The sequence below is a fragment of the Billgrantia pellis genome, from assembly GCF_008297955.1.
GTDB classification, from domain to species: Bacteria; Pseudomonadota; Gammaproteobacteria; order Pseudomonadales; family Halomonadaceae; genus Halomonas; species Halomonas pellis.
On sequence record NZ_VTPY01000007.1, the window covers coordinates 180,090 to 201,050 of the forward strand.

Sequence of the window (20,961 nt, forward strand, 5' to 3'; positions counted from 1 at the left end):
TCAGGAGAGCCCATGTTACCGCTCCTTTCCAAGCCCCTCCGACCGGTCACCATTGGCCTTGCGATCCTGCTTGCCCTGGCTGTCATGCCGGCCCAGGCAGCTACCGTGACGACCGCTTACGGAGACATCGAAGTGCCAAGCGCCCCCGAGCGCGTGGTGACCCTCCATGAAGGCGCCCTCGATACCGCTTTGGCGGTTGGCATCACTCCCTTGGGCGCCGTCACCACCCGTGGCGGGGACGGGGTGGCTCACTACATCGAGGCCCATCTCGACGACGAGCGCCCCGCCATTGTCGGCGTGGTGCGCGAGATCAATCTCGAGGCTGTGCTTAGTCTTGAGCCGGACCTGATCCTGGCTCCACCGCAGCTGCCGGAGGCACAGTATCGGCTGCTCTCGCGCATGGCGCCGACCGTGGTGCCGCTATCCGAAGGGCTCGGCCCCGAACTGTGGCGGGACGAAACGCGCCTGTACGCTCAGGCCTTGGGGCGAGAGGCGGAAATCGACGCGTTGCTCGAGCAGGTGGATGCGAGAGCCGCCGAAATTGCCGAGCGTACCGTTGCCGATGAGGCACCCAGCGCCGTGCTGGTACGCTGGATGCCACAAGGTCCCATGGTCTTGTCTGACGACCTGTTTACCGCCGGATTGCTGCGCGCTGCCGGCGTAGCGATCCACGATGCCGGCCTGGTGCAAGAGGGCAAACCGCACAGCGATACCTTGAGCCTGGAGAACCTCTCCCGCGTCGATGCCGACTGGCTATTCCTGGCGACGCTCAACGAGGAAGGGCGCGATGCGCTCGAAGCTGCCAAGATGTCGCCGGCCTTTGCCCGCCTTGACGTGGTCGCCCGCGACCAGGTCGTGCCGGTCGACGGCCAGCTGTGGTCGAGCGCCTCCGGTCCGCTGGCGGCGCTGGCAATTCTGGATGGGCTAGACGCAGCGCTGACGCCTTGATGGACGCGGTTCCTCATTCGGGCGTTTTTTCGGCCCGCCATCTCTTCATGAGGCTGGCGGGCCTGATGGTGTTACTGGCCATGATCTGCCTGGCCAGCCTGCTGCTGGGCGCCGGCGATGTCGGCCCGGCCCGGGCGCTTGCCGTATTGATGGGACAGGGCGACGCGGAGGCCAGGTTCGTCCTCGGCTCGCTGCGTTTACCGCGTACCTTGATCGGGTTGGTGGTGGGGCTTTCGCTTGGTGTGGCCGGCGCTCTGCTGCAGGCGGTCACGCGTAACCCCCTGGCCGAGCCGGGGCTGCTGGGTGTCAGTGCGGGTGCGGCCTTCGCCGTCGCGCTGGCGCTGCTATTGGGGGCCACGGCAACGACGATGCGGGTCGGCGTGGCGCAGCTCGGCGCCATGGTGGGCTGCCTCTGCGTGCTCGGCGTGGCCCGGGTGAGCGGGACCGGCAATGATCCGGTGCGTCTGGTACTGGCCGGTGCCGCGTTGACGGGACTGTTGCTTTCGCTCACCTCGCTGCTGCTGCTGTTCGATCAGCGCGCCGCGGACGAGATCCGCTTCTGGATCGTCGGCAGCCTGGCCGGACGCCGACTCGAGCATCTCGTTGCGATTCTGCCCAGTCTGTTGCTGGCTGGCGGTCTGGTACTCGCCATGGCCCGCCCCCTGGCGGCAATGGCGTTGGGTGAACGTATCGCCAGCGGTCTCGGGCATCGTCCTGGGCTGATTCGACTGCTGGTGATCGTGGCCGTGGCGCTGCTGGTGGGGGCCGCCACCGCCACGGCAGGTCCCATCGCTTTCATTGGCCTGGTTGTGCCGTTCACCGCCCGAGCGCTGGCTGGCCCCGATGTTCGCCGCACCTTGTGGTTCTGTCTGCCGTTGGGGCCGCTGATGGTGATTACGGCCGACATCGTCTCGCGCATAGTGGTTGCTCCCTCGGAGATGCCGCTGGGTGTGCTCACGGCCCTGTGTGGTGCACCGGTGCTGATTGCCGTGGTAAGAGCGCGGCGAATGCCGACCCTTTGAGGGAGGATCATGGGAAGGGAGAAAGCCGCCATGCGCTGTGATGTGTCAGCCCAAAACCAGACGCGACAATGGCCCGCTGAAGAGCGATGCGAGGGGGCCGCAAACGATGTCGTCGCCCCTTCGGGGCATTGGCGTCTGGCGTGGCAGGCGGCGGACGGCAGGGTGCCCTGCAGCCTGTTGATCGATCGGCGCGCTTTCGGGGCCGCCTTGGTCCTGCTGATGGCGCTGTTGATGGCTTCACTCGCCTACTTGGCCATGGGTAGCAACCCGCTGGCGCCACAGGCGGTGCTACCGGCGCTGGTGGGGCGTGGCGACATAATGGCCGTATTTCTGGTACAGGAACTGCGCCTGCCGCGCCTGGCCGCCGCCTGTCTGACGGGCGCCGCTTTCGGCGTGGCGGGCTGCCTGATGCAGACCCTTGCCCGCAACCGTCTGGCCACACCGGGCATTATCGGTATCGACAATGGCGCTACCGCCTTTGCCGTGGCCTCGGTGATCGGACTGGGCGTCTCTCTGGCGCCCCCCGCCATGGCCTTGGTGGGTGCGTCCACCGCCGCCGCCTTGACCTTTGGCCTGGCGGCCGGTGGCGGCACCCGGGGTTATCGCTTCATCGTTGCCGGTATTGGCGTCGGCGCCGTGTTTGGCGCCATCACCCAACTGCTGATGGCCAAAGTGCACATCGATACCGCCAATGCCGCCTACCCCTGGACGGTCGGCTCGCTCAACGCCCGTCCGGCGGGGGCCGTCACACTCCTCGCCGTTGGCTTACCGCTCGGCTTGGGCGCCGCCCTCTGGCTCACCCGCGCGCTCAGCCTGATGCGCTTCTCGGATGCCGTGGCGTCCGGTCTTGGTCTGCGTGTCTCACAACGACGCTGGCAGGTGCTGGTGGTCTCGGTGTGGCTGACCGGGCTTGCCGTTGCCGTGGCCGGCCCAGTGGGGCTGATCGGCCTGATCGGCCCCGAGATCGCCCGTTCGCTTTCCTCGCCGCGGGGCGTGCCGGTCGTTGCCTCGGCCCTGGCGGGCGCGCTGGTAATGGTGCTGGCCGATCTGGCGGGAAGGGTGCTGCTCGCTCCCATCGAGATCCCGGTGGGCATCGTCACCGCCGTGGTGGGTGGCCCCTGGCTGCTGTGGATACTGCTGCGACCGGCTTCGAGGAATCTGGCATGACGCAACATGAACTCGCCACCCGTGACCTGACCCTGTGCCATGGCCGCGCGACGATCATCGATCGCTTGGCGCTCTCTCTGCCGGCGGGAAAGGTCACCGCCATCGTCGGACCCAACGGCTGCGGCAAGTCCACCCTGCTGGCCGGCCTCTCACGGCTACACGCGCCCAAGCAGGGGGCCGTACTGCTCGATGGCAGAGACATCCAGCAGCTGCCGGCGCGGGAACTGGCCCGGCGCCTGGCCTTACTGCCCCAGGAAGCCACCGCCCCGGAAGGGCTGACCGTGGCAGAGCTGGTACGCTTCGGCCGGCAACCGCACCAAGGCTGGCTGCGCCAGTGGTCGGCGGAGGATCAACGGATCGTGGGCAAGGCGCTTGTCGCGGCAGACGTGAGCGAACTGGCGGACCGCCCCCTGGACACTCTCTCGGGCGGCCAGCGCCAGCGCGCCTGGATCGCCATGACCATTGCCCAGGAGACGCCGCTGCTGCTGCTCGACGAACCCACCTCGGCGCTCGACCTCGGCCACCAGATCGAAGTCTTCGAACTGGTAGGCCGGCTCGCCGCCGCCGGACGCACCGTGGTGATGGTGCTGCACGACCTCGCCAGTGCCTGTCGCTACGCTGACCATCTGCTGGCGCTGCGCAACGGGCAATTGATCGCTGCCGGACCGCCCGGCGAAGTGGTCACCACCGACCTGGTGCGCCAGCTCTACGACATCGAGTGCACGCTGATCCCCGATCCCGCCACCGGCAGCCTGCTGCTGGCCAACGTAAGGCGGGCGGGCAGAGTGAAGAAGCGTGAGGGCGAGGGCTGACAGCCCAGGCTTCGTTGCCCTCAGCGCGATAGAACGCATTGAGCCGGTGAGCACGAGCGAAACGGCACAGGAGAGGAAAAACTGGCATCGCCTGTCAGCGATATCGTATACGACACGGCACCAGCGTTCGATGCAAGCGCTGGTGTCGCGCCGTGCAAGCCCCCCCGACGAGCGGGCAGGGCAAGGGCGAGCCGATCAGGACTCGATCGGGGCGCGCCAGTCGTCGGAACCGGAGGTGCCGGCGACGGTGTGTTCCCAGTCGATCTTGCGGTAGGCCAAGGAGACATCCATTAGCTGAGTGAACTCGGCCTTGGTCATGTCCTGGGCGTGCGGCATGCGCAGGTTGATGTCGACGATGGTGGCGTCGGTCAGGGTGGTGGTGAAGAAGTGCTCCTGCTTGCCTTCGACCGAAGTGCGGTACCACTTCAGTTCGACGTTGGGCAGCATTTCGCCGGAAGCCAGTGCGTTGTACATCAGCGGGACGGCCTTGTTTAGCGCGACGGTAAAGACAAACGGCTTGTGGGCGCGCTGACCGGAGGGCTGGCCGGACTGCGGGTCGGTGGGCACGGTCACGACGTGCTTGAATTCCTGGACCAGCATCTCGTCTTCGTGGCCTTCCACGTAGATGTTGCCCACGGAATCCGGGGTGAAGGCACCGGCGGTAATGTTGCCCTGGGTCTGGCCTTCGATGCTGATGTAGCAAGGTGTCGGCATGAGTCTGCTCCTTGACGAAGTAAGAGAAATGTCTCGATGGACAAAACGTTAAACGCAGAATGCGTGCCTGATGAGAAAAAATTAAAACAATACAAAGGCATACTGCGAATCACGATTGATTCCTAATTAAAATTAGGCAACAAGTTGCCTGAACTGGGCAAGTCATTGCCCAAGTAGGCAATTTCTTGCCTAAGCCGTTTTGGCTCATGCGAGACAGGGAGACGCACGAGAGAGGCGGTTTGCTTGGATATGCAGGAGAACTCCGAGCCCCAGCGGCTGCTGGCCATGCTTGAAACGCCTAGGGAAACGACGAGCAGCACACTCTTCCGCGTCGGTCGAGCTGACGGGCGGTCGTCGGGCTTGGGAGTTGCCCGGCTGAGCGCTGGTTAGTAATTGTAAGTTATTATTACGTTTTGTTTAATTAACGGTCGGTTAATGGAAGCATAGAGTATATCGACAAAAAAACCCGCTATTCCGCCTGTAAAGCGTTCCGTTTAGTCGCCATACTGGGGCGAGGTCCGCTCCAGAATCGGGCCACAGGGAATCACAAGGGAACCAGAGGTGTACGTCATGCGCTCCTCCAACCGACACAACCTCGGTGTGGCCGTTTTTTTATTGTTCTGTTTTCAGTTATTGGCAATCGGGGCGGCACAGGCCAACCCCCGCTATGCGTCCATCGTCATCGATGTCGAGAGCGGTGACGTGCTGCATGCGGAAAATGCCGATGCCACGCGCTATCCCGCTTCGTTGACGAAGATGATGACGCTTTACTTGCTGTTCGAGTCGATCGAAAGCGGTAATATGCGTCTGGATCAGCCGCTCACGGTGTCGTCGCATGCGGCTTCCATGCCGGCCTCCAAGCTGTGGCTCTCTCCTGGCAGTACAATCAGGGCCGAGGAGGCGATCAAGGCCTTGGTGGTGCGCTCTGCCAATGACGTGGCCGTGGTGGTGGCCGAGGCCTTGGGCGGCACGGAGGGCAACTTCGGGCGCATGATGACCCAGCGCGCCCGCGAGCTGGGCCTGCAGGACACCGTATTTCGCAACGCATCGGGACTGCCCGACAACGCCCAGGTCACCACGGCGCGTGACATGGCGACCCTGTCGATTCGCCTGATGCAGGATTTCCCGCAGTACTATCACTATTTCTCGACCCAGAGCTTCACCTATCGCGGAACGACGCATACCAGTCACAATCGGCTGGTGCGCAATTATCCCGGCGCCGATGGACTCAAGACGGGTTTCATTCGCGCTTCGGGCTTCAACGTGGCGACCTCGGCGATACGTAACAATCGCCGCATCGTCTCCGTGGTGATGGGCGGATTCACCGCCGCTTCACGCGATACCCACATGGCCGACCTGCTCGATCGCGGCTTCGCTCGGCTCTCGATGCTGCAGCGGGGCGACTGGATCGCCCGGGCCGATGTGCTGGGCGATCGTATGGACCTGCCGGAGAGCCCGCCGGCTTCGGCCTCGCAGCTGGCCTCGGCGAACACGAGCCCCCGAAGGGAAACCACCGAAGTAGAGCAGCGACTCTCCTTCCAGTCCGAGATGGGCATCGAGATGGGGTCCGCCGACGATCCGATTCGCGTCCTCATCGACCGTGCCGATTCCGCTCGGCCCGCTGCCGGTGGTTGGGCCGTACAGGTGGGCGCCTTCAATAATGCCGATCAGGCGCGTCACCTGGCATCCCAGGCGGCCGACCAACTGGCCAGCGAGCTGAGCGATGTACGCGTTTCCGTCGCCGAAGCGGAGGGCGACCAGCGTGTCTTCCGCGCCCGGCTGGTCGATCTGCAGGAGAGCGTGGCCCACTCCGCTTGCCGCAGCTTGCGCGAGCGGGGCATGGATTGCATGGTGGTCGCTCACAACTGAAGCGGACGGATTCAGAGGAACGTCAACGCCCCGCGATGCGGGGCGTTGACGTTTCGTACCGAAGATTTTCCCGACGGATCAGGCCAACGGCGAACACGACGTTTCTTGCATGACTACGCGCCAGAAGGTATCCGGCACCGGCCAGCCGTTGGCCCTGTGCGCCATTTGGTCACGTCACTTGCCGTCGACTGCGTCAGCCGTTAGGTTGTTAATCGATAAGCCCCGCCGCCCGTCTCAGGGCGGCGGGGTGGTTTTTTGGCAGCCAGGAGGGTGTCATGTCGCCGTCATTGAAGGGCATTCTGTTCATGTGCGCCGGCGTGCTCTGCCTGGCCATTGGCGATGCGATTGCCAAATGGTTGGGCGAGGTGCACTCACCGCTACAGATCATTTTTTTCCGCACGCTGGTGTCGCTGCCGCTGATCGCGTTGCTGGCGCACTATGGCGGCGGCCTGCGCAAGCTGCGCACACGACGGCCTTTCGTGCATCTGGTACGCGGCCTGATCTATACCGGCACCATGTTCTGCTTCGTGCTCGGGCTAACCTTACTGCCGCTGGCCGAGGCTACGGCGATCGCCTTCGTCGCGCCGCTGTTCGTTACGCTGCTGTCGGTGCCGCTGCTGGGCGAAAAGATCGATCCGCCGGTCATGGCGGCCTCGCTGCTCGGCTTCCTCGGGGTGCTGATCGTGGTGCGTCCGGGCGGTGATGCCTTCCAGTTGGGTTCGCTGGTGCTCCTCGGTGCGGCGGTCTTCTACGCATTGATGATGATTACCGCGCGGCGCTACGGCGCGACCGAGCACCTCTGGGCGATGGTTTTCTACATGACGCTGGTGCCGTTGGTACTTACCGCGCTGGCGCTGCCCTGGGTGTGGCAGACACCGCAGCCCTGGCACTGGCCGGGGTTTCTCGCTGCCGGCGTCATGGGGGTGGGGGCCACTGCCTTCATCACGATGGCCTTTCGGCATGCCCCGGCGGCGATTGCCGCCCCCTTCGACTACACCGCCATACTGTGGGCGGTGTTGCTGGGCTGGTGGTTCTGGGGCGAGATACCCGATGTATGGGTTTTTGTCGGCAGTGCGCTGATCGTCGGCAGCGGCCTGGCGATCGCCTACCACGATCGCCGGACCACCCTGAAGCGTCGTCCCACTTCGTAGCGTCATTCGGCCTGGGGGCGCGGTCAGGTCTGGGCGTGGCCCAGGCGCCAACGGCGCCAGTAGCCTGCGATCAAACCGTGTTTGGGTGCCGCCAGCAGGACAAGGCAGAACAGGGCCGTCGCGACCAGCACGATGGCGGCTCCCGAGGCGATGTCGAAGGTCGCCGAGAGTTGCAACCCGACGACGGCGGACGACACGCCTAACGTCACCGAGATGGCCAGCATGGCCGGGAAGCGATCGGTGAGCAGATGAGCCGTGGCGCCGGGAATGATCAGCATCGCCACCACCAGGATGATACCGACGGTTTCCAGGCTGACGACAATGGTCAGCGTCAATAGCAGAATCAAGCCGTAGTGAATCATGCCGGTGCGAAAGCCTAGCGCCTGGGCCTGCAACGGGTCGAAGGCATAGAGCAGCAGCGGACGGTAGGCCAGCCAGATCGCGCCCAGTACCAGAAGACTGGCCAGCAGCGTCAACGCCACGGCGGTCGGTTTCACTCCCAGCACATTGCCGAACAGGATATGCATGAGATGCGTGCTGGAGGCGAGCTTGCTGATGATGACGATCCCGATGGCGAAGGCGGCGGTGAACATCAGGCCCATGGCCGCATCCGCCTTGAGACGGGTGTGTCGCTCGAGGGCACCGATGCCCAACGAGGTCAGTGCGCCAGTGATGAAGGCGCCGACGAAGAAGGGCCAGCCCAGTAGATAGGCCATGGCCACGCCGGGCAGCACGGCATGGGAAATGGCGTCGCCGAGCAGCGACCAGCGTTTGAGCACCACGTAGCACGAGAGCAGCCCGCAGATCGCGCCCACCAGCACGGAGGTGATCAAGGCGCGCTGCATGAATTGATATTCGAAGGGAGCCGCAATGCTCTCGGGCAGCAGGCCGACCGCCACCATCAGCAGCGAGGCCAGAGCATCGACAATCTCGAGGCTCACGCCCTCAAGCAGCGACACGGACGCCTCCCGCGAGGGGCTCAGGTGCGCTGCTCGTCGCCAGGCGAGCCAACATGGCGTCGCTGAGCATGTCATCGGGCCTGCCCATCCCCACCACCGTGCGATTGATCAACAGCACGTGATCGGCCTGACGCCGAGCGCTGGGCAGGTCGTGGGTCACCATGATGACGGTACGGCCGGCGCGGCGTTCGCGTTCCAGCGTGGACAGGATCAGCGCCTCGCTGGGCGGATCGACCCCCGCCAAGGGTTCGTCGAGCAGCAGGATATCGGCCTGCTGTGCTAACGCCCGAGCCAGCAGAACCCGCTTTTTCTGACCGCCGGAAAGTTCACCGATGGGGCGCGAGGCGTAATCGGCCATGTCCACCGCATCGAGAGCGGCCTCGACCGCCTCCCGATGGCTCGGGTGCGACCAGCGCATCGGCAGCAGCCGCTGCCAGAGCGGATCGTGACGCATCAGGCCGTAGCGGCCGGTCATCACCGTTTCCCTCACCGAGATGGGGAAGTCCCACTCCATGTTCTCGCGCTGGGCCATGTAGGCGATGCTTCCCGCCCGCCGCTGCGACTCGGCGCTCTCGCCCAGCACCCTGATCTCACCGCGCAGCGGGGCGAGGTTGCCGATCACGATGTTGAGCAGGCTAGATTTACCGGCGCCGTTGGGCCCGACGATGGCCGTCCATTGACCTTGGGGTAGCGATAGCGAAACATCGCAGAGCACGACCTGCCGATGATAGGCCGCGTACAGGTTCCTTGCCTGGATCGCCGGGGCGAGTTCACTCACGGTTGCCTCCTGGGATCACGTCGCCGTTGACGATGGCTCCATGGCCCTTCCTGGGCCGATATGAATGAGCCGTGTCGTGTCATATCAATGTAGGGAGTTTCTAAGCGTGCAGCAAATATCTTAGCCGAGGTTAACTTGTTGAGTGAAGCGAAACCCGGCGGGCGTACGGTTGCTGCCATCCTGGCAGTTGCCCTATATTGGCCCGATGACCGATACCCCGTACGACTCGCCTGCCGTCAGCCTTTGCAAGGCGGATGCCTTGCCGCCGAGCGAGCAGCATGCGCAGCAGTACGCTGCCGTGCGCAATGCCCATGAGACCGAACTGCTGGAAGATTACGTGGAGCTGATCGCTGACCTGCTGAAACATCAGGGGGAGGCACGCTCGACGGATGTCGCGCTGCGCATGGGAGTCAGCCAAGCCACCGTGTCGAAGACGGTCACGCGGCTCAAGAGCCTCGGCCTGGTGGCCAGCAAGCCCTACCGTTCGCTATTCCTGACCGAGAAGGGCGAGGCCATGGCGCGGATGTCGCAGCAGCGCCACACTACCGTGCTGCGCTTCCTGCGCGCACTGGGCGTGAGCGACCACACGGCGCGTATCGATGCCGAGGGCATGGAGCATCACGTCAGCCAGGAGACCCTGGACATCATGGAGCGCTTCATTCGCGACAAGGAGCGTCGGCGCTCCTGATCCCTCGCTTCGCCTGCGTTTTTCTTACTTCGCAAAGAACGCCCGTGCGGCCGCTTCCGGGTCGGGTTGTCCGCAGATAGCCGAAATTACCGCCGGCCCTTGGGCGCCGGCGTCGCGTACGCGGGTCGCATGCTCGGCCTTGAGACCGCCGATGGCCACAGCCGGTAGTGGGCTGGCCGCCGCCAGCGACGCGAGGCCTTCGAAGCCTAGCGGCGTGGCGTGGTTCCGCTTGGTCGAAGTGGCGAACACCGGGCCCAGGCCGAGGTAGTCGAGCGGAGTCGGATCGAGGCGAGAGAGCTGCTCGTGGTTCTGTATCGAGAGCCCGAGGATGGCTCGCTCACCCAGCGCACTGCGGGCAACGGCCACGTCGCCATCGTCCTGGCCAAGATGCAGGCCGTCGGCGCCGCTCTCCGCGGCCACGGCCAGGCGATCGTTGACGATCAGTGGCACGCCGCTGCCGGCCAGCGCCGCCTTGAGGCGTCTTGCCTGGTCGATCATTTCGCCGTCGGAGGCGTGCTTGTCACGCAGTTGCACGATGGTGACGCCGCCACGCACGGCGGCCATCACGGTTTCCACCAATCCAAGGCGGGCACAGAGCCGGGGATCGGTTACCAGATAAAGGGAAAGGTCTAGGCGCATGGCATCACCGGTGGGTTGGCAGTGCCATAATGGTACCTCCCCGGCTTGGCGTCGTCAGGGGGCGGGGCCGGCAGCGCCCAGAAACCTCTCCTGCCAGTAGGCGATGTCCAATGGCACGCTGACCACTTTCCGCCCCCGCCCGGGGGCATGGATCATCTGGCCATTGCCGCGGTAAATGCCGACATGGGTGGCCTTGCGCCGGTCGCCGAAGAACAGCAGGTCGCCGGGCTGGGCGCGGTCGACGGCTGGCAAGGTGCGATACTGCTCGTCGGCGGTGCGCGGCACCTGGATACCCGCCGAGCGGTAGGCCATCTCCACCAGGCCCGAGCAGTCGAGCCCCTTCGGTGTATTGCCGCCGAGACGATAGGGCGTACCCAGTGCTTCCTTGGCGGTGGCCAGGATCAGGGCGCGTTCGATAGAGAGGGCATCCGAACCGGGCCGCGGATCATGAGTGGCCAGGTCGCGATTGGCGCAGCCGGCCAAGAGGACCAGCAACAGCAGCCACGCCGCGACGCGGCCTTGGCGCCATGGGCAGGACGGGGTAGTGGAACGAGGCCAGGGTTGGGGCGGCATGGGGATCGCTCATCGATTGCTGCGTCCCCCTACTTTAGCGCACAGCGTGACGGAGTGGCAGCCGTCTCCGGCTGGAAAAAAAACGGGGCGGGACGCATCATCTTCCTACCCGATAGGACGATCAAGGAGAGTCGCATGAGCTTCAGGGGTGAACAGCACCCGGGCGTGAAGACGCCCACTGCGGATTCCATGGGCTTCCGCCTCAACCACACCATGCTGCGGGTCAAGGATCCGGAAAAGTCGCTGGCCTTCTATACCGGTGTGTTCGGCATGCGTGTGCTTCGCCGGCTGGATTTCGAGGAGCTGGGCTTTTCACTTTACTTCCTGGCCAAGCTGGAGGAAGGCGAGCCAGTGCCGGAGGACGCTCAGGAGCGCACCGTGTGGACCTTTCGTCAAACGGGCCTGCTGGAACTGACCCATAACTGGGGCACCGAGGCCCAGGACGAGTTTGCCTATCACGACGGAAATGCCGAGCCCCAGGGCTTTGGCCATATCTGTTTCTCGGTGCCCGACCTGGAAGCCGCCGAGGCGTGGTTCGACGCCAGTCGGGTGACCTTCGTCAAGCGCTCGGATCAGGGCAGGATGAAAGACGTCGTGTTCGTCAAGGACGTGGACGGTTACTGGATCGAGGTAGTCCAGGCCGACCGCCTCGGTGCGTTGGGGAGCTGAGCCACACGCGCCGCATCAGGTAAAGGCGTAGACGTCCATCGCCAGCACGCCATGCTCCACGCTGTGGTGCAGGCGACGTGCCTCGCCGCCCGCGCCAAGCGCTACCAGCAACGGCTGGAAATGCTCCGGCGTGGGGTGGTTGCGGCGCGCTTTCGGTGCGGTTTCCCACTCAAGCAGGGCGTCGCGCTCGCCTGTCGTCAGCTTCCCGTGTATCCAGTCAGTGAACTCGCCGACCCAGGTCGGCATTGGCGTACCGGCTGCCTGCATCTCGGCGAGGTTATGGGTCAGGCTGCCCGAGCCGATCACCAGCACGCCTTCCGCGCGCAACACTGCCAGCTTCTCCCCTAGCTCCACCAGCGCCTGGTTCGACCAGGTCACCGGCAGCGACAGCGACACCACCGGCACGTCGGCGGCAGGAAACATCAGCGACAGCGGCACCCAGGCGCCGTGGTCCAGGCCACGCTCCACCGGCACGGCGTTGAGCTGGCGCGCCAGGCGCAATGCCAGCTCAGGCTCGCCCGGCGCCGGGTACTGGCATTCGAAAAGCGCGCGGGGAAAGCCGCCGAAGTCGTGGATGGTCTCGGGACGGGCGCTGGCGCTCACCCGCAGGCGCTCGCTGGCCCAGTGGGCCGAGACCACGACGATGGCCTTGGGCGAGAGCGTCCGGCCAAGCTGGCGCAGGAAATCGTGAGCCGGCCCCGGGGTGAGGGCCAGCATGGGCGAGCCGTGGGAAATGAACAGGCTGGGCAACATGGCAAAGCTCCTTGGCATAGCTCCTCGAAGGCTGGCGCCGCGGGCGGCGCCAGGCAGTGGGCCAGTTCAGGCAGAGAGGTCAGGCGAAGCGGCGGCTGACGACGAAGCTGCCGCTGCCGAGGCCGGCCTGGACCAACAGCGTGACGGTCCAGAACACCGGATACTCCCATCCGCCGCCCGGATTGGAGAAGACCCAGCCGTTGCCGGCATGCGCCCAGGCGGCGCCGAGCAGGATGGGCACCAGGGCCAGGCTCACCCAGCGAGTATAGATGCCGAGCACCAGCGCCAGGCCGCCGCCGACTTCGGCCAGAATGGTCAGGTAGGCGATGAAGGCAGGCAGGCCGAGCGACTCGAAGAAGCCCACGGTGCCGGGCACGGTGAAGACGAACACCTTGAGCAGGCCGTGGGCCAAGGCCATGATGCCGAGCGACACGCGCAGCAGGGCGGTGGCATGGGCCTGGAGGGACTGGGTCTGTGAGGCGCTGACCAGCGCGGGGCTGGCTTGAGTGGCTTGCGTTTGCATGGGAAGGGCTCCGTGATGTGTCAGGGAATGCCTTCACTCTACGCCGCACTTTGCACGGGATAATCATCGCCAGGCGAACAACATCATTGCGTGAAAGGCAACAATCCCATCTCCCGCTCCCATTCGGGAGGATCGCCCCAGGCCTCGGCGAGATAGTCGAGCAGCCGCTCGACCTTGGCTGGCAAGTGGCGTCGCGCCGGGTAGACGCCGTAGATCCCCAGGGTGACCGGCCCCTCGTCCTGCAGCAGCGGTACCAGGCGCCCCTGCCGGACGCTCTCGGTGATCAGAAAGCTCGGCTGATGGGCAATGCCCAGCCCGGCCTCGGCGGCATGAGTCAGCACGTCGCCATTGTTGCTCTCCAGCGGCCCGTGAACCGCGAGGCGCTGCCCGCCGAACTGCCATTCGCTGCCGCCGGTGGTGCGATAGCGCAGGCAGCGGTGCTCGGTCAGCTCCGCCAGGCTGCGCGGCTCGCCGTAGCGGGCCAGGTACTCGGGCGAGGCGCACGCTATCATACGGCAGCGCGCCAGCCGCCGTGCCACCAGAGTGGAGTCGGGCAAGCTGCCGATGCGGATGGCCAGGTCGTAGCCCTCTTCCAGCAGATCCACGCGGCGGTCGTTGAGGTCGAGGCGTACCTCCAGGGCAGGATGCTCGACCATGAAGCGCGTGATCAGCGGTGAGAGAAAGCGCATGCCGAAGGACATCGGGCCGTTGACCCGCAGCCGGCCGCACACCTCGGTGCTGCCGGCGCCCAGCTCGGCTTCGGCCTCTTCCAGGGCCTGCAGGATGCCCTGGGCGCGGGCGAGGTAGCTTTCGCCGGCCTCGGTGAGATGCAGCCGCCGGGTGGTACGCTGCAGCAAGCGCACGCCCAGGTGGCTCTCGAGTTCCATGATCAGCCGCGAAATTCGCGTGCGCGACAGGTCCAGCGTCTCCGCCGCACGGGTATAGCTGCCGAGTTCGGCGACACGCACGTAGGCGGTCATGGCGTCCAGCAGGTCCAATGGTCCCTCCTCGCGCCGCGTCAGTAACCCGTCATTTCCAGATAGCCGATGCCCTTATCTTCACCGCTATCGGCATCGCGTGCGACCACTTCACCCTCCCAGTAGGGCACGCTGGTATCCATCCAGCGCTCGGCATGGGGCGCCTCGACGATCAAATCGAATCCGGCGCCGGGAACCTCCAGGCGCCAGCGGGTGGGTATTTCACGCCCCGACACGCGTCGGGTGTCGAGCAGTGTCATGCCGATTGCGTCCGGCGCCAGTGCGGTGGGCTCGCCCTCGGGGGTGACCCAGGTGCCCGAGCGGTAGTCGCCACCGTCCTCGCCGCCGCCGCGCAGTTGGAAGGCCATCAGCTTGTGGCCACTCTCCAGGTGCAGCGAGAACCAGTCCCAGCCCTGCTGGCGTTCGTCGAGCAGTTGGCTGCTCCATTCGCGATCGAGCCAGCCGCGCCCGCTCACCATGCGCGTCTCGCCATCCAGCGTCACCTCGCCTTCAATGCGCCAGAACGGCTGGCTGTAGTAGAACGAGCCTTGGCCGTCGGCGGCCTTCTGGCTGAAGCCGGCCTCGCCGTGCAGTACCAGCGGCCCCTCGGCTGTCAGCGTCAGGTCATAACCGAAGCCACCGTGCTCGTCGTCCTGGTGCGCCGATAGGGAAAGCTCGGCGAAGGTGTCGGTCTTGCTTGCTTCGCCTGACGTTTCTACATGGCTGGCCAACTGCCAGTGATCGATCCAAGCGCGAAACGGTTCGGCAACCGTTCCCGCCTGGCCCTCTTCACTGGCGCTATGGCTGCGGGCGAAGCGCTCCGCCACCCGGTGGGTGTCGCCCTGCGATACCGCCATGTGGGCCATCCATAGCTGATCGGCAGCCCAGGGGGTGGGCTCGGGGCGTTCGTCCGGGGGTGTCATCGCCTGACGGAACAACGTCCACTGCAGTCCCAGCGGCTCGCTGCGCTCGTCCTCCAGGTTGGCGGTGAGGTACCACCATTCGATGCGGTAGTCCGGGTGGGCGGCGTGGTCTTGCGGGAAGCGCAGGGACGTGCCAGGCCGGGCCTGGGCGAAGTCGCCGGCTGCCTCGCCCAGCCCGGCGAAACCGGCCGCCTCGCTAGTCGGGGACTCGTCGGCGCAGCCTGCAAGCCAGGCGGTCGTCAGCAGGGTGGTCAGGATAGCGATGGGCTTCATGGCGCTTCCTCCGCCAGCAGGGCACGGGGCGGCGTGCGCCACAGGCGGGCCGCGGGCAGCGCCGCGGCGAGCAGCGCCACCGCGCCGGCGGTTGCCAGGGTCAGGGCGATGTCGCCGGGGAAGACATGCAGCGGCAGGCGCCAGCCGAAGGCGGCGACATTGATCACCGCCACCAGGCCCAGTGCCAGCACGCTTCCCAGCGGTACGGCGAGCGCGCCGACGGCCAGCGCCATGCCGCCGAGCTGGGCCAGCTGAATGGCGACCAATCGAGCACGTGGCACGCCCAGCGCCCACAGCGGGGCGAGCTGGCGCCGGCGCTCCCGAGCCTGAGCCAAGAGACTCGCGAGCAGGGCCAAGGCGGCCACGGCCAGGGTCAGCACGCTCAGCGCCCGGGTGATGGTGAAGGTGCGTTCGAAGATCTCGACGGAGACCCGCTTCACCTCGCGCTGATCCACCAGCGCGTCGCTGCCTAGTTCGAAACGCTGGCGCAGCGCGTCGCGCAACCCGACCTCGTCGGCACCCACGGTGAGTACGATGCCGATCGAGCTGGGTGTGGCGGCGAAGCGTTCGGCCAACTTCGGCGTGGCCAGCAGCACCTCGCCGCGGGTGTTGCCGTAGTCGGGGTAGACGGCCGCTACCACGAGTGTCTCTTGCCCGCCCGGAGCCGACAGCGTCAGACGATCGCTCGGGGCGAGGCCCTGGTCGATGGCCAACTGCTCGTTGACGAACGCCTCGCCCGCGGCGAACGACTGCCAGGCGGCGTCGCGGCCGGCCTGGGTCGCGAGCAGCGGCCAGCTCGGGATCAGCGATTCGCCGGGGGTGATGCCGTAGAGGCCGACCGGCAGGTGCGGCGTGCGTGCCCCGCCGGTTCCTTCGACCTCTAGCAGGGTGGCCTCGGCATGGCGGGTCGGCAGCAGTTCGGCGACCTCGGGGCGCTCGGCCAGCCACGCCTGCACCGCATCGAACTGCTCGGGAGCCGGGCGCAGGTAGTAGTCCGCCACCAGGCGCTGGTCGAGCCATTCGAGGAAGGTGAGGCGGAAGCCGCCGACCATGCTGCTCACGCCCAGGTTGGCGGAGAGCGCGATCAGTAGCGCCATCATGGCCAGCGCCAGGCGCGGCAGCTGCAGCTTCAGGTCGGCCAGCGCCCACTGCGCCAACGGCCGGCGCCGCATTAGCCGGCCGAGCCCGGCCAGCGCCAGGGCCAGCAGCGGCGGTAGCAGTAGTGCGCTGGTCAACAGCAGCGCGGCGATCAGGCCGAAGCCGGCCAGTAGCCCTTCGCCGGTAGGTTGGTGTGTGAGCCAGACCCACAGCCCCAGGCCACCCGCCGCGACGGCGCCCCCCGTCAGCGCCATGCCGCGCAGCTGGCGTAGGAAACCGGCGCGCCAGGCCTGGGCCTGGCCCAGGCCCAGCACGCTCAGCCTGGCGGCTCGCCACAGCACGCCGCTGCCCGCCAGCAGCAGCCCACCCAGGGTGACGCCGAGCCCGCCAAGCCAGTAATGCCAGGGGAGGTTGAGCATGACCGCCACATCGGCGCCGTAGAGGCTGCCCAGGGTGGCCGCCACGTCGGGCAGCAGCACGCGGGCCAGCCACACGCCGCTGGCGATGCCGGCCAGGGCGCCGATGACACCCAGCAGCACAAGTTCCAGCGCGAGCAGCCCGACCAGGCCGCGGCCCGACACGCCCAGCGCGCGCAACGTGCGCAGCATGCCCAGGCGCTGCTCCAGCGCCAGGCCCAGAGCCGCCTGCACAATGAAGAGCCCCACGACCAGCGCCAGCAGCGCCATGGCGGTGAGGTTGAGGTGAAAGCTCTCGGTAAGCTGGCCGGGCGAGACCAGCGTGGTCGCGCGGGTCAGCACCAGCCCCTCGGGAGGATGCTCGAGCGCTTTGGGTGCGGTGACCAGCCGCGACAGCCGCTCGCCGCTATCGAGCAGCACCGCGGCGGCGGCGATGTCCATCACCAGGGTGCCCGGGGGCAGCATGGGGGAGAGCACCAGCGGCGGCAGCCGGCCTGTGGCCAGGCGCGGCTCGGCGCCGGGGGCCTCGCGGGCGTTCACGCCCAGCGCAGGCAAGGTATCCGGGGCAATGCGGGTCTGCCACGGCGGGGTGAGAAAATCGGTCAGCTCGCCCTGGCTCGAGGCGGCGGCAAAGGCGCTGTCGCCGGGCAGGGTGAAGGGGTCGACACCGATCACGCGCAGCTCGGTGCCGTCGGACGCTTCCAGCGTGCCTTCGAGCAGCGGCGAGACGGGCAGCCCGGCGCGACGCAGGCGCAGATAATCCTCGCGGGTCAATGGCTCGCCGTCGCGGCGTTCCAGGCGGTCTAGCCCGGTGCTGAACAGCGCCTCGGCGCGGGCGTAGCTGTCGCGGGCCGAGGCATTGATCGCCTGTACGCCGCTCCACAGTGCACCGGCCACCCACAGCCCCAGCAGCAGCATGGCGAGCTGGCCGGGGTGGCGCTTGTAGTGCGAAAGCAATGTCACCAGGGCGGTCAGCATCAGCGGCGGCTCGCCTCCTGATCGTATTCCTCGAGAGGCTCGAGCCGGCCATGGGTCAGCCGCAGGCAGCGGTCCAACGGCGTCGCCACCTGCGGGCTGTGGGTCACCATCAGCAAGGCGCTGCCGGCCTCGCGCACCAGCTCGAGCAGCAGCTCCAGCACGTCACCGGCGCTGGCCTCGTCGAGGTTGCCGGTGGGTTCGTCGGCAAGCAGCAGGGCGGGGCGGGGCGCCAACGCACGGCCGATGGCCAGACGCTGCTGTTGGCCGCCGGAAAGCTGTTCGGGGTAGCGGCGCTCCAGCCCGGCCAGGCCCAGCCGTTCGGCGAGGTGCGTCGACCACTCGGGACGCTCGCGCCCGGCCAGTCGCGCCTGCAGCCGCAGGTTATCGAATACGTTCAGGCTCGGCACCAAGTGGAACTGCTGAAAGACCAGCCCCAGGGTATCGCGGCGCAGCCGGGCGCGTGACGGTTCGTTCAGGGCGGAAATTGCGTGTCCGGCAACGTTTACTTCACCGGCATCCGGCAGGTCGAGCCCCGCCGCCAGGTGCAACAGGGTCGACTTGCCGCTACCGGATTCGCCCATCAGTGCCAGGCTCTCGCCGCCACCCAGGCGCAGGTCGATCCCTTCGAGCACAACGAGCGGCCCTTGGGGCGTGGCATAGGCCTTGTGCACCTGGTTGAATTCGAGCATGGCGGCTCCCGTCGATGTTGCGGCGATGATGCCATGGTCGCAGAGTAACTGGCCAAGGCTGCAGGTAACTTACCATGTCGGCATGATCGGTTCTGCCAGGCGAACCAAGGGAGAGGGGCGTGTCCGTCACGGTATCCATGCATTTCGTCAATGAGCTGTTCCGCGGCGTGCCCAAGAGCGAAGCGGCTCGCGAGGCGTATCTTGTGCGCGCCGGGATCCCGCCGTTCCTGCTTGCCGCCCCCCATGGGCGAGTCACCGTGGAACAATTCGCCACGCTTTACCGGTTACTGGTCAACGACCGTGACGACGAGACACCGGGCTTCTTCGCCCGTCCGCTGCGTGGCGGCACGCTCAAGCTGCTGTGCCTGAGCGTGCTGGAGGCACCCACGCTGAAGGTGGCGCTGCACCGCTACACGCTGTTCTTTCGTATCGTGCTGGACGACTTCGGTTATGAGCATGGCGTCGAGGATGGCCTGGCGAGGGTGGCGCTGGTGGAGCATCGGCCGCCCGCAGGCAGCCGTATCCTGATACACGAGCTAATGCTCAAATTGTTCCACGGCATCGCCTCGTGGATGATCGCGCGCAAGATCCCACCGCTGAAGATGGAGTGCGCCTACGACCAGCCGGCCCACAGTTCCGACTACCGTTACTTCTATCCCGGCAGGGTGAGCTTCGGACAGCCGCAGACCGCCATGTACTTCGACGCCGCCCTGCTCGAACAGCCAATCCGCCAGACCAAGCAGCACCTGGGCGCCTTCCTGCGCCGGGCGCCGGCCGACTGGTTCTACGTCTCCTTCGCCGATCGCCTGGTCTCGCACCGGGTTCGCGAACACCTCTCGCGTCACCTGGCCTCTTCGAGCTCGGTGCGCGACGTGGCTTCGGCGCTGCACATGTCGGCGCGAACCCTGGCGCGGCGACTCGCCGATGAGGGCACTCACTACCAGGCGGTGAAGGACGAGTTCCGGCGCGACTTCGCCATCCAGGCGCTGACCCGCTCCGAGCGGCCGCTGCCGGCCATTGCCGACGCGCTGGGCTTTCAGGACCTGGCCTGCTTCAGCCGCGCCTTCAAGGCCTGGACGGGCAATTCGCCCGCCGCCTATCGGCGGGCGCCACAGCCGATGGCCTGATCAGCAGCGCTCGATCAACAGGGCGATGCCTTGTCCCCCCCCGATGCACAGGGTGATCAGCCCGTAGCGGCCGCCGGTGCGTTCCAGCTCGGCCAGCGCCTTGATCGTGAGGATCGCGCCGGTGGCGCCGACGGGATGCCCCAACGCCACGGCGCCGCCGTTGGGATTGAGGCGCTCGGCAGGGAAGTCGAGCTCCTGGGCCACCGCCATGGCCTGGGCGGCGAAGGCTTCGTTGGACTCGATCACATCGATATCGGCGATGGAAAGCCCCGCTTCGTCGAGGCAGCGGCGTACGGCGGGAATCGGCCCCAGGCCCATCAGGCTGGGCTCGACCCCGGCGGTGCTGGCGGCGATCAGCCGGGCGCGGGGGGCCAGGCCGCGGCGGTCGGCCTCGTCGGCGTGGGCCAGTACCAGGCTGGCGGCGCCGTCGTTGATGCCCGAGGCGTTGCCGGCGGTGACCACGCCCTCCTTGGTGAAGGCGGGCTTGAGGCGGGCGAGGTCCTCCAGTGTGATGCCGTCGCGCACGTGCTCGTCGCGTGCGAACTGGCGCTCGTTCTTGCCCTCGCGCACCGTGACCGGCACGATCTGACCCTCGAAACGGCCCTCGGCGATGGCGCGGGCGGCCTTCTGGTGGCTCTCCAGGGCGAAGCGGTCGATCGCCTCGCGGCCGAGCTCGCAGCGCTTGGCGATGTTCTCGGCGGTGACCCCCATGTGGCCGCTGCCGAAGGGGTCGCTGAGCACGCCGAGGGTCAGGTCGGTGACGCTGGCGTGGCCCATGCGCAGGCCGTTGCGCGCCTGGGGCGGCAACAGGTAGGCGCCGCGGCTCATCGACTCGGCGCCGCCGGCCAGCGCCAGGCGGCTGTCGCCGAGCACGATCTGCTGGGCGGCGGAGAGGATCGCCTGCACCCCGGAGCCGCACAGGCGATTGACGTTGAACGCCGCCGCGCCTTCGGGTACGCCGGCCTCCAGGGCGATATGCCGGGCCAGGTAGGCGTCCTGTGACCCGGTGGTGATGATATGGCCGTAGACGGCGTGATCGACCTCTCCGGCCTCGACGCCGGCGCGGACCAGCGCCTCGCGGGCGGTAGCGGTGCCCAGCTCATGGGGAGCAAGCCCGGCCAGGCTGCCGCCGAAGCTGCCGATGGCGGTGCGGGCGCTGCCGAGAATGACGACGGAATCGAGCCGCATGAAACTCTCCTGTGTTCTTCGTTCTTC

Annotated in this window: 21 protein-coding genes; 9 read left to right on the top strand and 12 right to left on the bottom strand. The window is 66.7% G+C overall.

Going from position 1 to position 20,961, the window contains the following annotated elements; genetic code table 11:
- Window positions 1-12 precede the first annotated feature (12 nt).
- From F0A17_RS18030 to F0A17_RS18045, 4 genes are all read left to right on the top strand, one after another.
- A complete protein-coding gene (locus F0A17_RS18030) occupies window positions 13-948 on the top strand; it encodes an ABC transporter substrate-binding protein (protein WP_149329743.1) in 936 nt (311 codons plus the stop codon).
- A gap of 65 nt (window positions 949-1,013) precedes the next feature.
- A complete protein-coding gene (locus tag F0A17_RS18035; RefSeq protein WP_149329744.1) occupies window positions 1,014-1,970 on the top strand; it encodes a FecCD family ABC transporter permease in 957 nt (318 codons plus the stop codon).
- Window positions 1,971-1,979: 9 nt separating this feature from the next.
- On the top strand, window positions 1,980-3,137 hold the full coding sequence (locus F0A17_RS18040; protein WP_228716953.1) for a FecCD family ABC transporter permease: 1,158 nt from the start codon (window positions 1,980-1,982) through the stop codon (window positions 3,135-3,137).
- Complete coding sequence (locus F0A17_RS18045) at window positions 3,134-3,949, top strand: ABC transporter ATP-binding protein (protein WP_149329745.1); 816 nt, start codon at window positions 3,134-3,136, stop codon at window positions 3,947-3,949. Before F0A17_RS18040 ends, F0A17_RS18045 begins: the two co-directional genes overlap by 4 nt.
- 195 nt (window positions 3,950-4,144) lie before the next feature.
- On the opposite strand, the gene F0A17_RS18050 is transcribed toward F0A17_RS18045, so the two are convergent.
- Window positions 4,145-4,663, bottom strand: coding sequence for an Hcp family type VI secretion system effector (locus F0A17_RS18050; RefSeq protein WP_149329746.1), 519 nt, complete (start codon window positions 4,661-4,663; stop codon window positions 4,145-4,147).
- Window positions 4,664-5,233: 570 nt separating this feature from the next.
- Here F0A17_RS18050 and F0A17_RS18055 point away from each other — a divergent pair.
- Together F0A17_RS18055 and F0A17_RS18060 are read left to right on the top strand one after the other, a co-directional pair.
- The gene (locus F0A17_RS18055) at window positions 5,234-6,532 is read left to right on the top strand and encodes a D-alanyl-D-alanine carboxypeptidase (RefSeq protein WP_187774734.1); all 1,299 of its coding nucleotides are present in this window, start codon (window positions 5,234-5,236) and stop codon (window positions 6,530-6,532) included.
- Window positions 6,533-6,807: 275 nt separating this feature from the next.
- Window positions 6,808-7,683, top strand: coding sequence for a DMT family transporter (locus F0A17_RS18060; RefSeq protein ID WP_149329748.1), 876 nt, complete (start codon window positions 6,808-6,810; stop codon window positions 7,681-7,683).
- 23 nt (window positions 7,684-7,706) lie between these two features.
- On the opposite strand, the gene F0A17_RS18065 is transcribed toward F0A17_RS18060, so the two are convergent.
- On the bottom strand, window positions 7,707-8,585 hold the full coding sequence (locus tag F0A17_RS18065; protein WP_228716962.1) for a metal ABC transporter permease: 879 nt from the start codon (window positions 8,583-8,585) through the stop codon (window positions 7,707-7,709).
- A gap of 43 nt (window positions 8,586-8,628) precedes the next feature.
- Complete coding sequence (locus F0A17_RS18070; RefSeq protein ID WP_149329750.1) at window positions 8,629-9,420, bottom strand: metal ABC transporter ATP-binding protein; 792 nt, start codon at window positions 9,418-9,420, stop codon at window positions 8,629-8,631.
- Window positions 9,421-9,625: 205 nt separating this feature from the next.
- Here F0A17_RS18070 and mntR point away from each other — a divergent pair, with 205 nt between their 5' ends.
- Window positions 9,626-10,108 carry a manganese-binding transcriptional regulator MntR gene (mntR, locus tag F0A17_RS18075; protein WP_149329877.1) on the top strand — a complete coding sequence of 161 codons (483 nt, stop codon included), beginning with the start codon at window positions 9,626-9,628 and terminating at the stop codon, window positions 10,106-10,108.
- Between the two features lie 24 nt (window positions 10,109-10,132).
- Here the strand turns inward: mntR and thiE are convergent, their stop codons facing one another.
- Together thiE and F0A17_RS18085 are read right to left on the bottom strand one after the other, a co-directional pair.
- On the bottom strand, window positions 10,133-10,747 hold the full coding sequence (gene thiE, locus F0A17_RS18080) for a thiamine phosphate synthase (protein WP_149329751.1): 615 nt from the start codon (window positions 10,745-10,747) through the stop codon (window positions 10,133-10,135).
- 54 nt (window positions 10,748-10,801) lie between these two features.
- Entirely contained in the window at window positions 10,802-11,320 is a 519-nt protein-coding gene (locus tag F0A17_RS18085) for a C40 family peptidase (protein WP_149329752.1), read from the bottom strand.
- A gap of 135 nt (window positions 11,321-11,455) precedes the next feature.
- On the opposite strand from F0A17_RS18085, the gene gloA reads away from it, so the two are divergent.
- Window positions 11,456-11,989 carry a lactoylglutathione lyase gene (gene gloA / locus F0A17_RS18090; protein ID WP_149329753.1) on the top strand — a complete coding sequence of 178 codons (534 nt, stop codon included), beginning with the start codon at window positions 11,456-11,458 and terminating at the stop codon, window positions 11,987-11,989.
- 15 nt (window positions 11,990-12,004) lie between these two features.
- Here the strand turns inward: gloA and F0A17_RS18095 are convergent, their stop codons facing one another.
- From F0A17_RS18095 to F0A17_RS18120, 6 genes are all read right to left on the bottom strand, one after another.
- Entirely contained in the window at window positions 12,005-12,742 is a 738-nt protein-coding gene (locus F0A17_RS18095) for a DODA-type extradiol aromatic ring-opening family dioxygenase (protein WP_149329754.1), read from the bottom strand.
- 79 nt (window positions 12,743-12,821) lie between these two features.
- Window positions 12,822-13,265, bottom strand: a complete 444-nt coding sequence (locus F0A17_RS18100; protein ID WP_149329755.1) for a DoxX family protein — start codon at window positions 13,263-13,265, stop codon at window positions 12,822-12,824.
- A gap of 83 nt (window positions 13,266-13,348) precedes the next feature.
- Window positions 13,349-14,263: a LysR family transcriptional regulator gene (locus F0A17_RS18105; protein WP_149329756.1), complete on the bottom strand. Its 915-nt coding sequence runs from the start codon at window positions 14,261-14,263 to the stop codon at window positions 13,349-13,351.
- 20 nt (window positions 14,264-14,283) lie between these two features.
- Complete coding sequence (locus F0A17_RS18110) at window positions 14,284-15,438, bottom strand: lipocalin-like domain-containing protein (protein WP_149329757.1); 1,155 nt, start codon at window positions 15,436-15,438, stop codon at window positions 14,284-14,286.
- Window positions 15,435-17,930 (bottom strand): ABC transporter permease, encoded by a 2,496-nt coding sequence (locus tag F0A17_RS18115; RefSeq protein ID WP_149329758.1) that lies wholly within the window; start codon window positions 17,928-17,930, stop codon window positions 15,435-15,437. The genes F0A17_RS18110 and F0A17_RS18115 overlap by 4 nt, the downstream gene beginning before the upstream one ends.
- Window positions 17,930-18,619 carry an ABC transporter ATP-binding protein gene (locus F0A17_RS18120; protein ID WP_149329759.1) on the bottom strand — a complete coding sequence of 230 codons (690 nt, stop codon included), beginning with the start codon at window positions 18,617-18,619 and terminating at the stop codon, window positions 17,930-17,932. The genes F0A17_RS18115 and F0A17_RS18120 overlap by 1 nt, the downstream gene beginning before the upstream one ends.
- A 119-nt stretch (window positions 18,620-18,738) precedes the next feature.
- Here F0A17_RS18120 and F0A17_RS18125 point away from each other — a divergent pair, with 119 nt between their 5' ends.
- Complete coding sequence (locus tag F0A17_RS18125; RefSeq protein ID WP_149329760.1) at window positions 18,739-19,746, top strand: AraC family transcriptional regulator; 1,008 nt, start codon at window positions 18,739-18,741, stop codon at window positions 19,744-19,746.
- Here F0A17_RS18125 and bktB read toward each other — a convergent pair whose 3' ends face one another.
- On the bottom strand, window positions 19,747-20,934 hold the full coding sequence (gene bktB / locus F0A17_RS18130; protein ID WP_149329761.1) for a beta-ketothiolase BktB: 1,188 nt from the start codon (window positions 20,932-20,934) through the stop codon (window positions 19,747-19,749).
- Window positions 20,935-20,961: the final 27 nt, after the last annotated feature.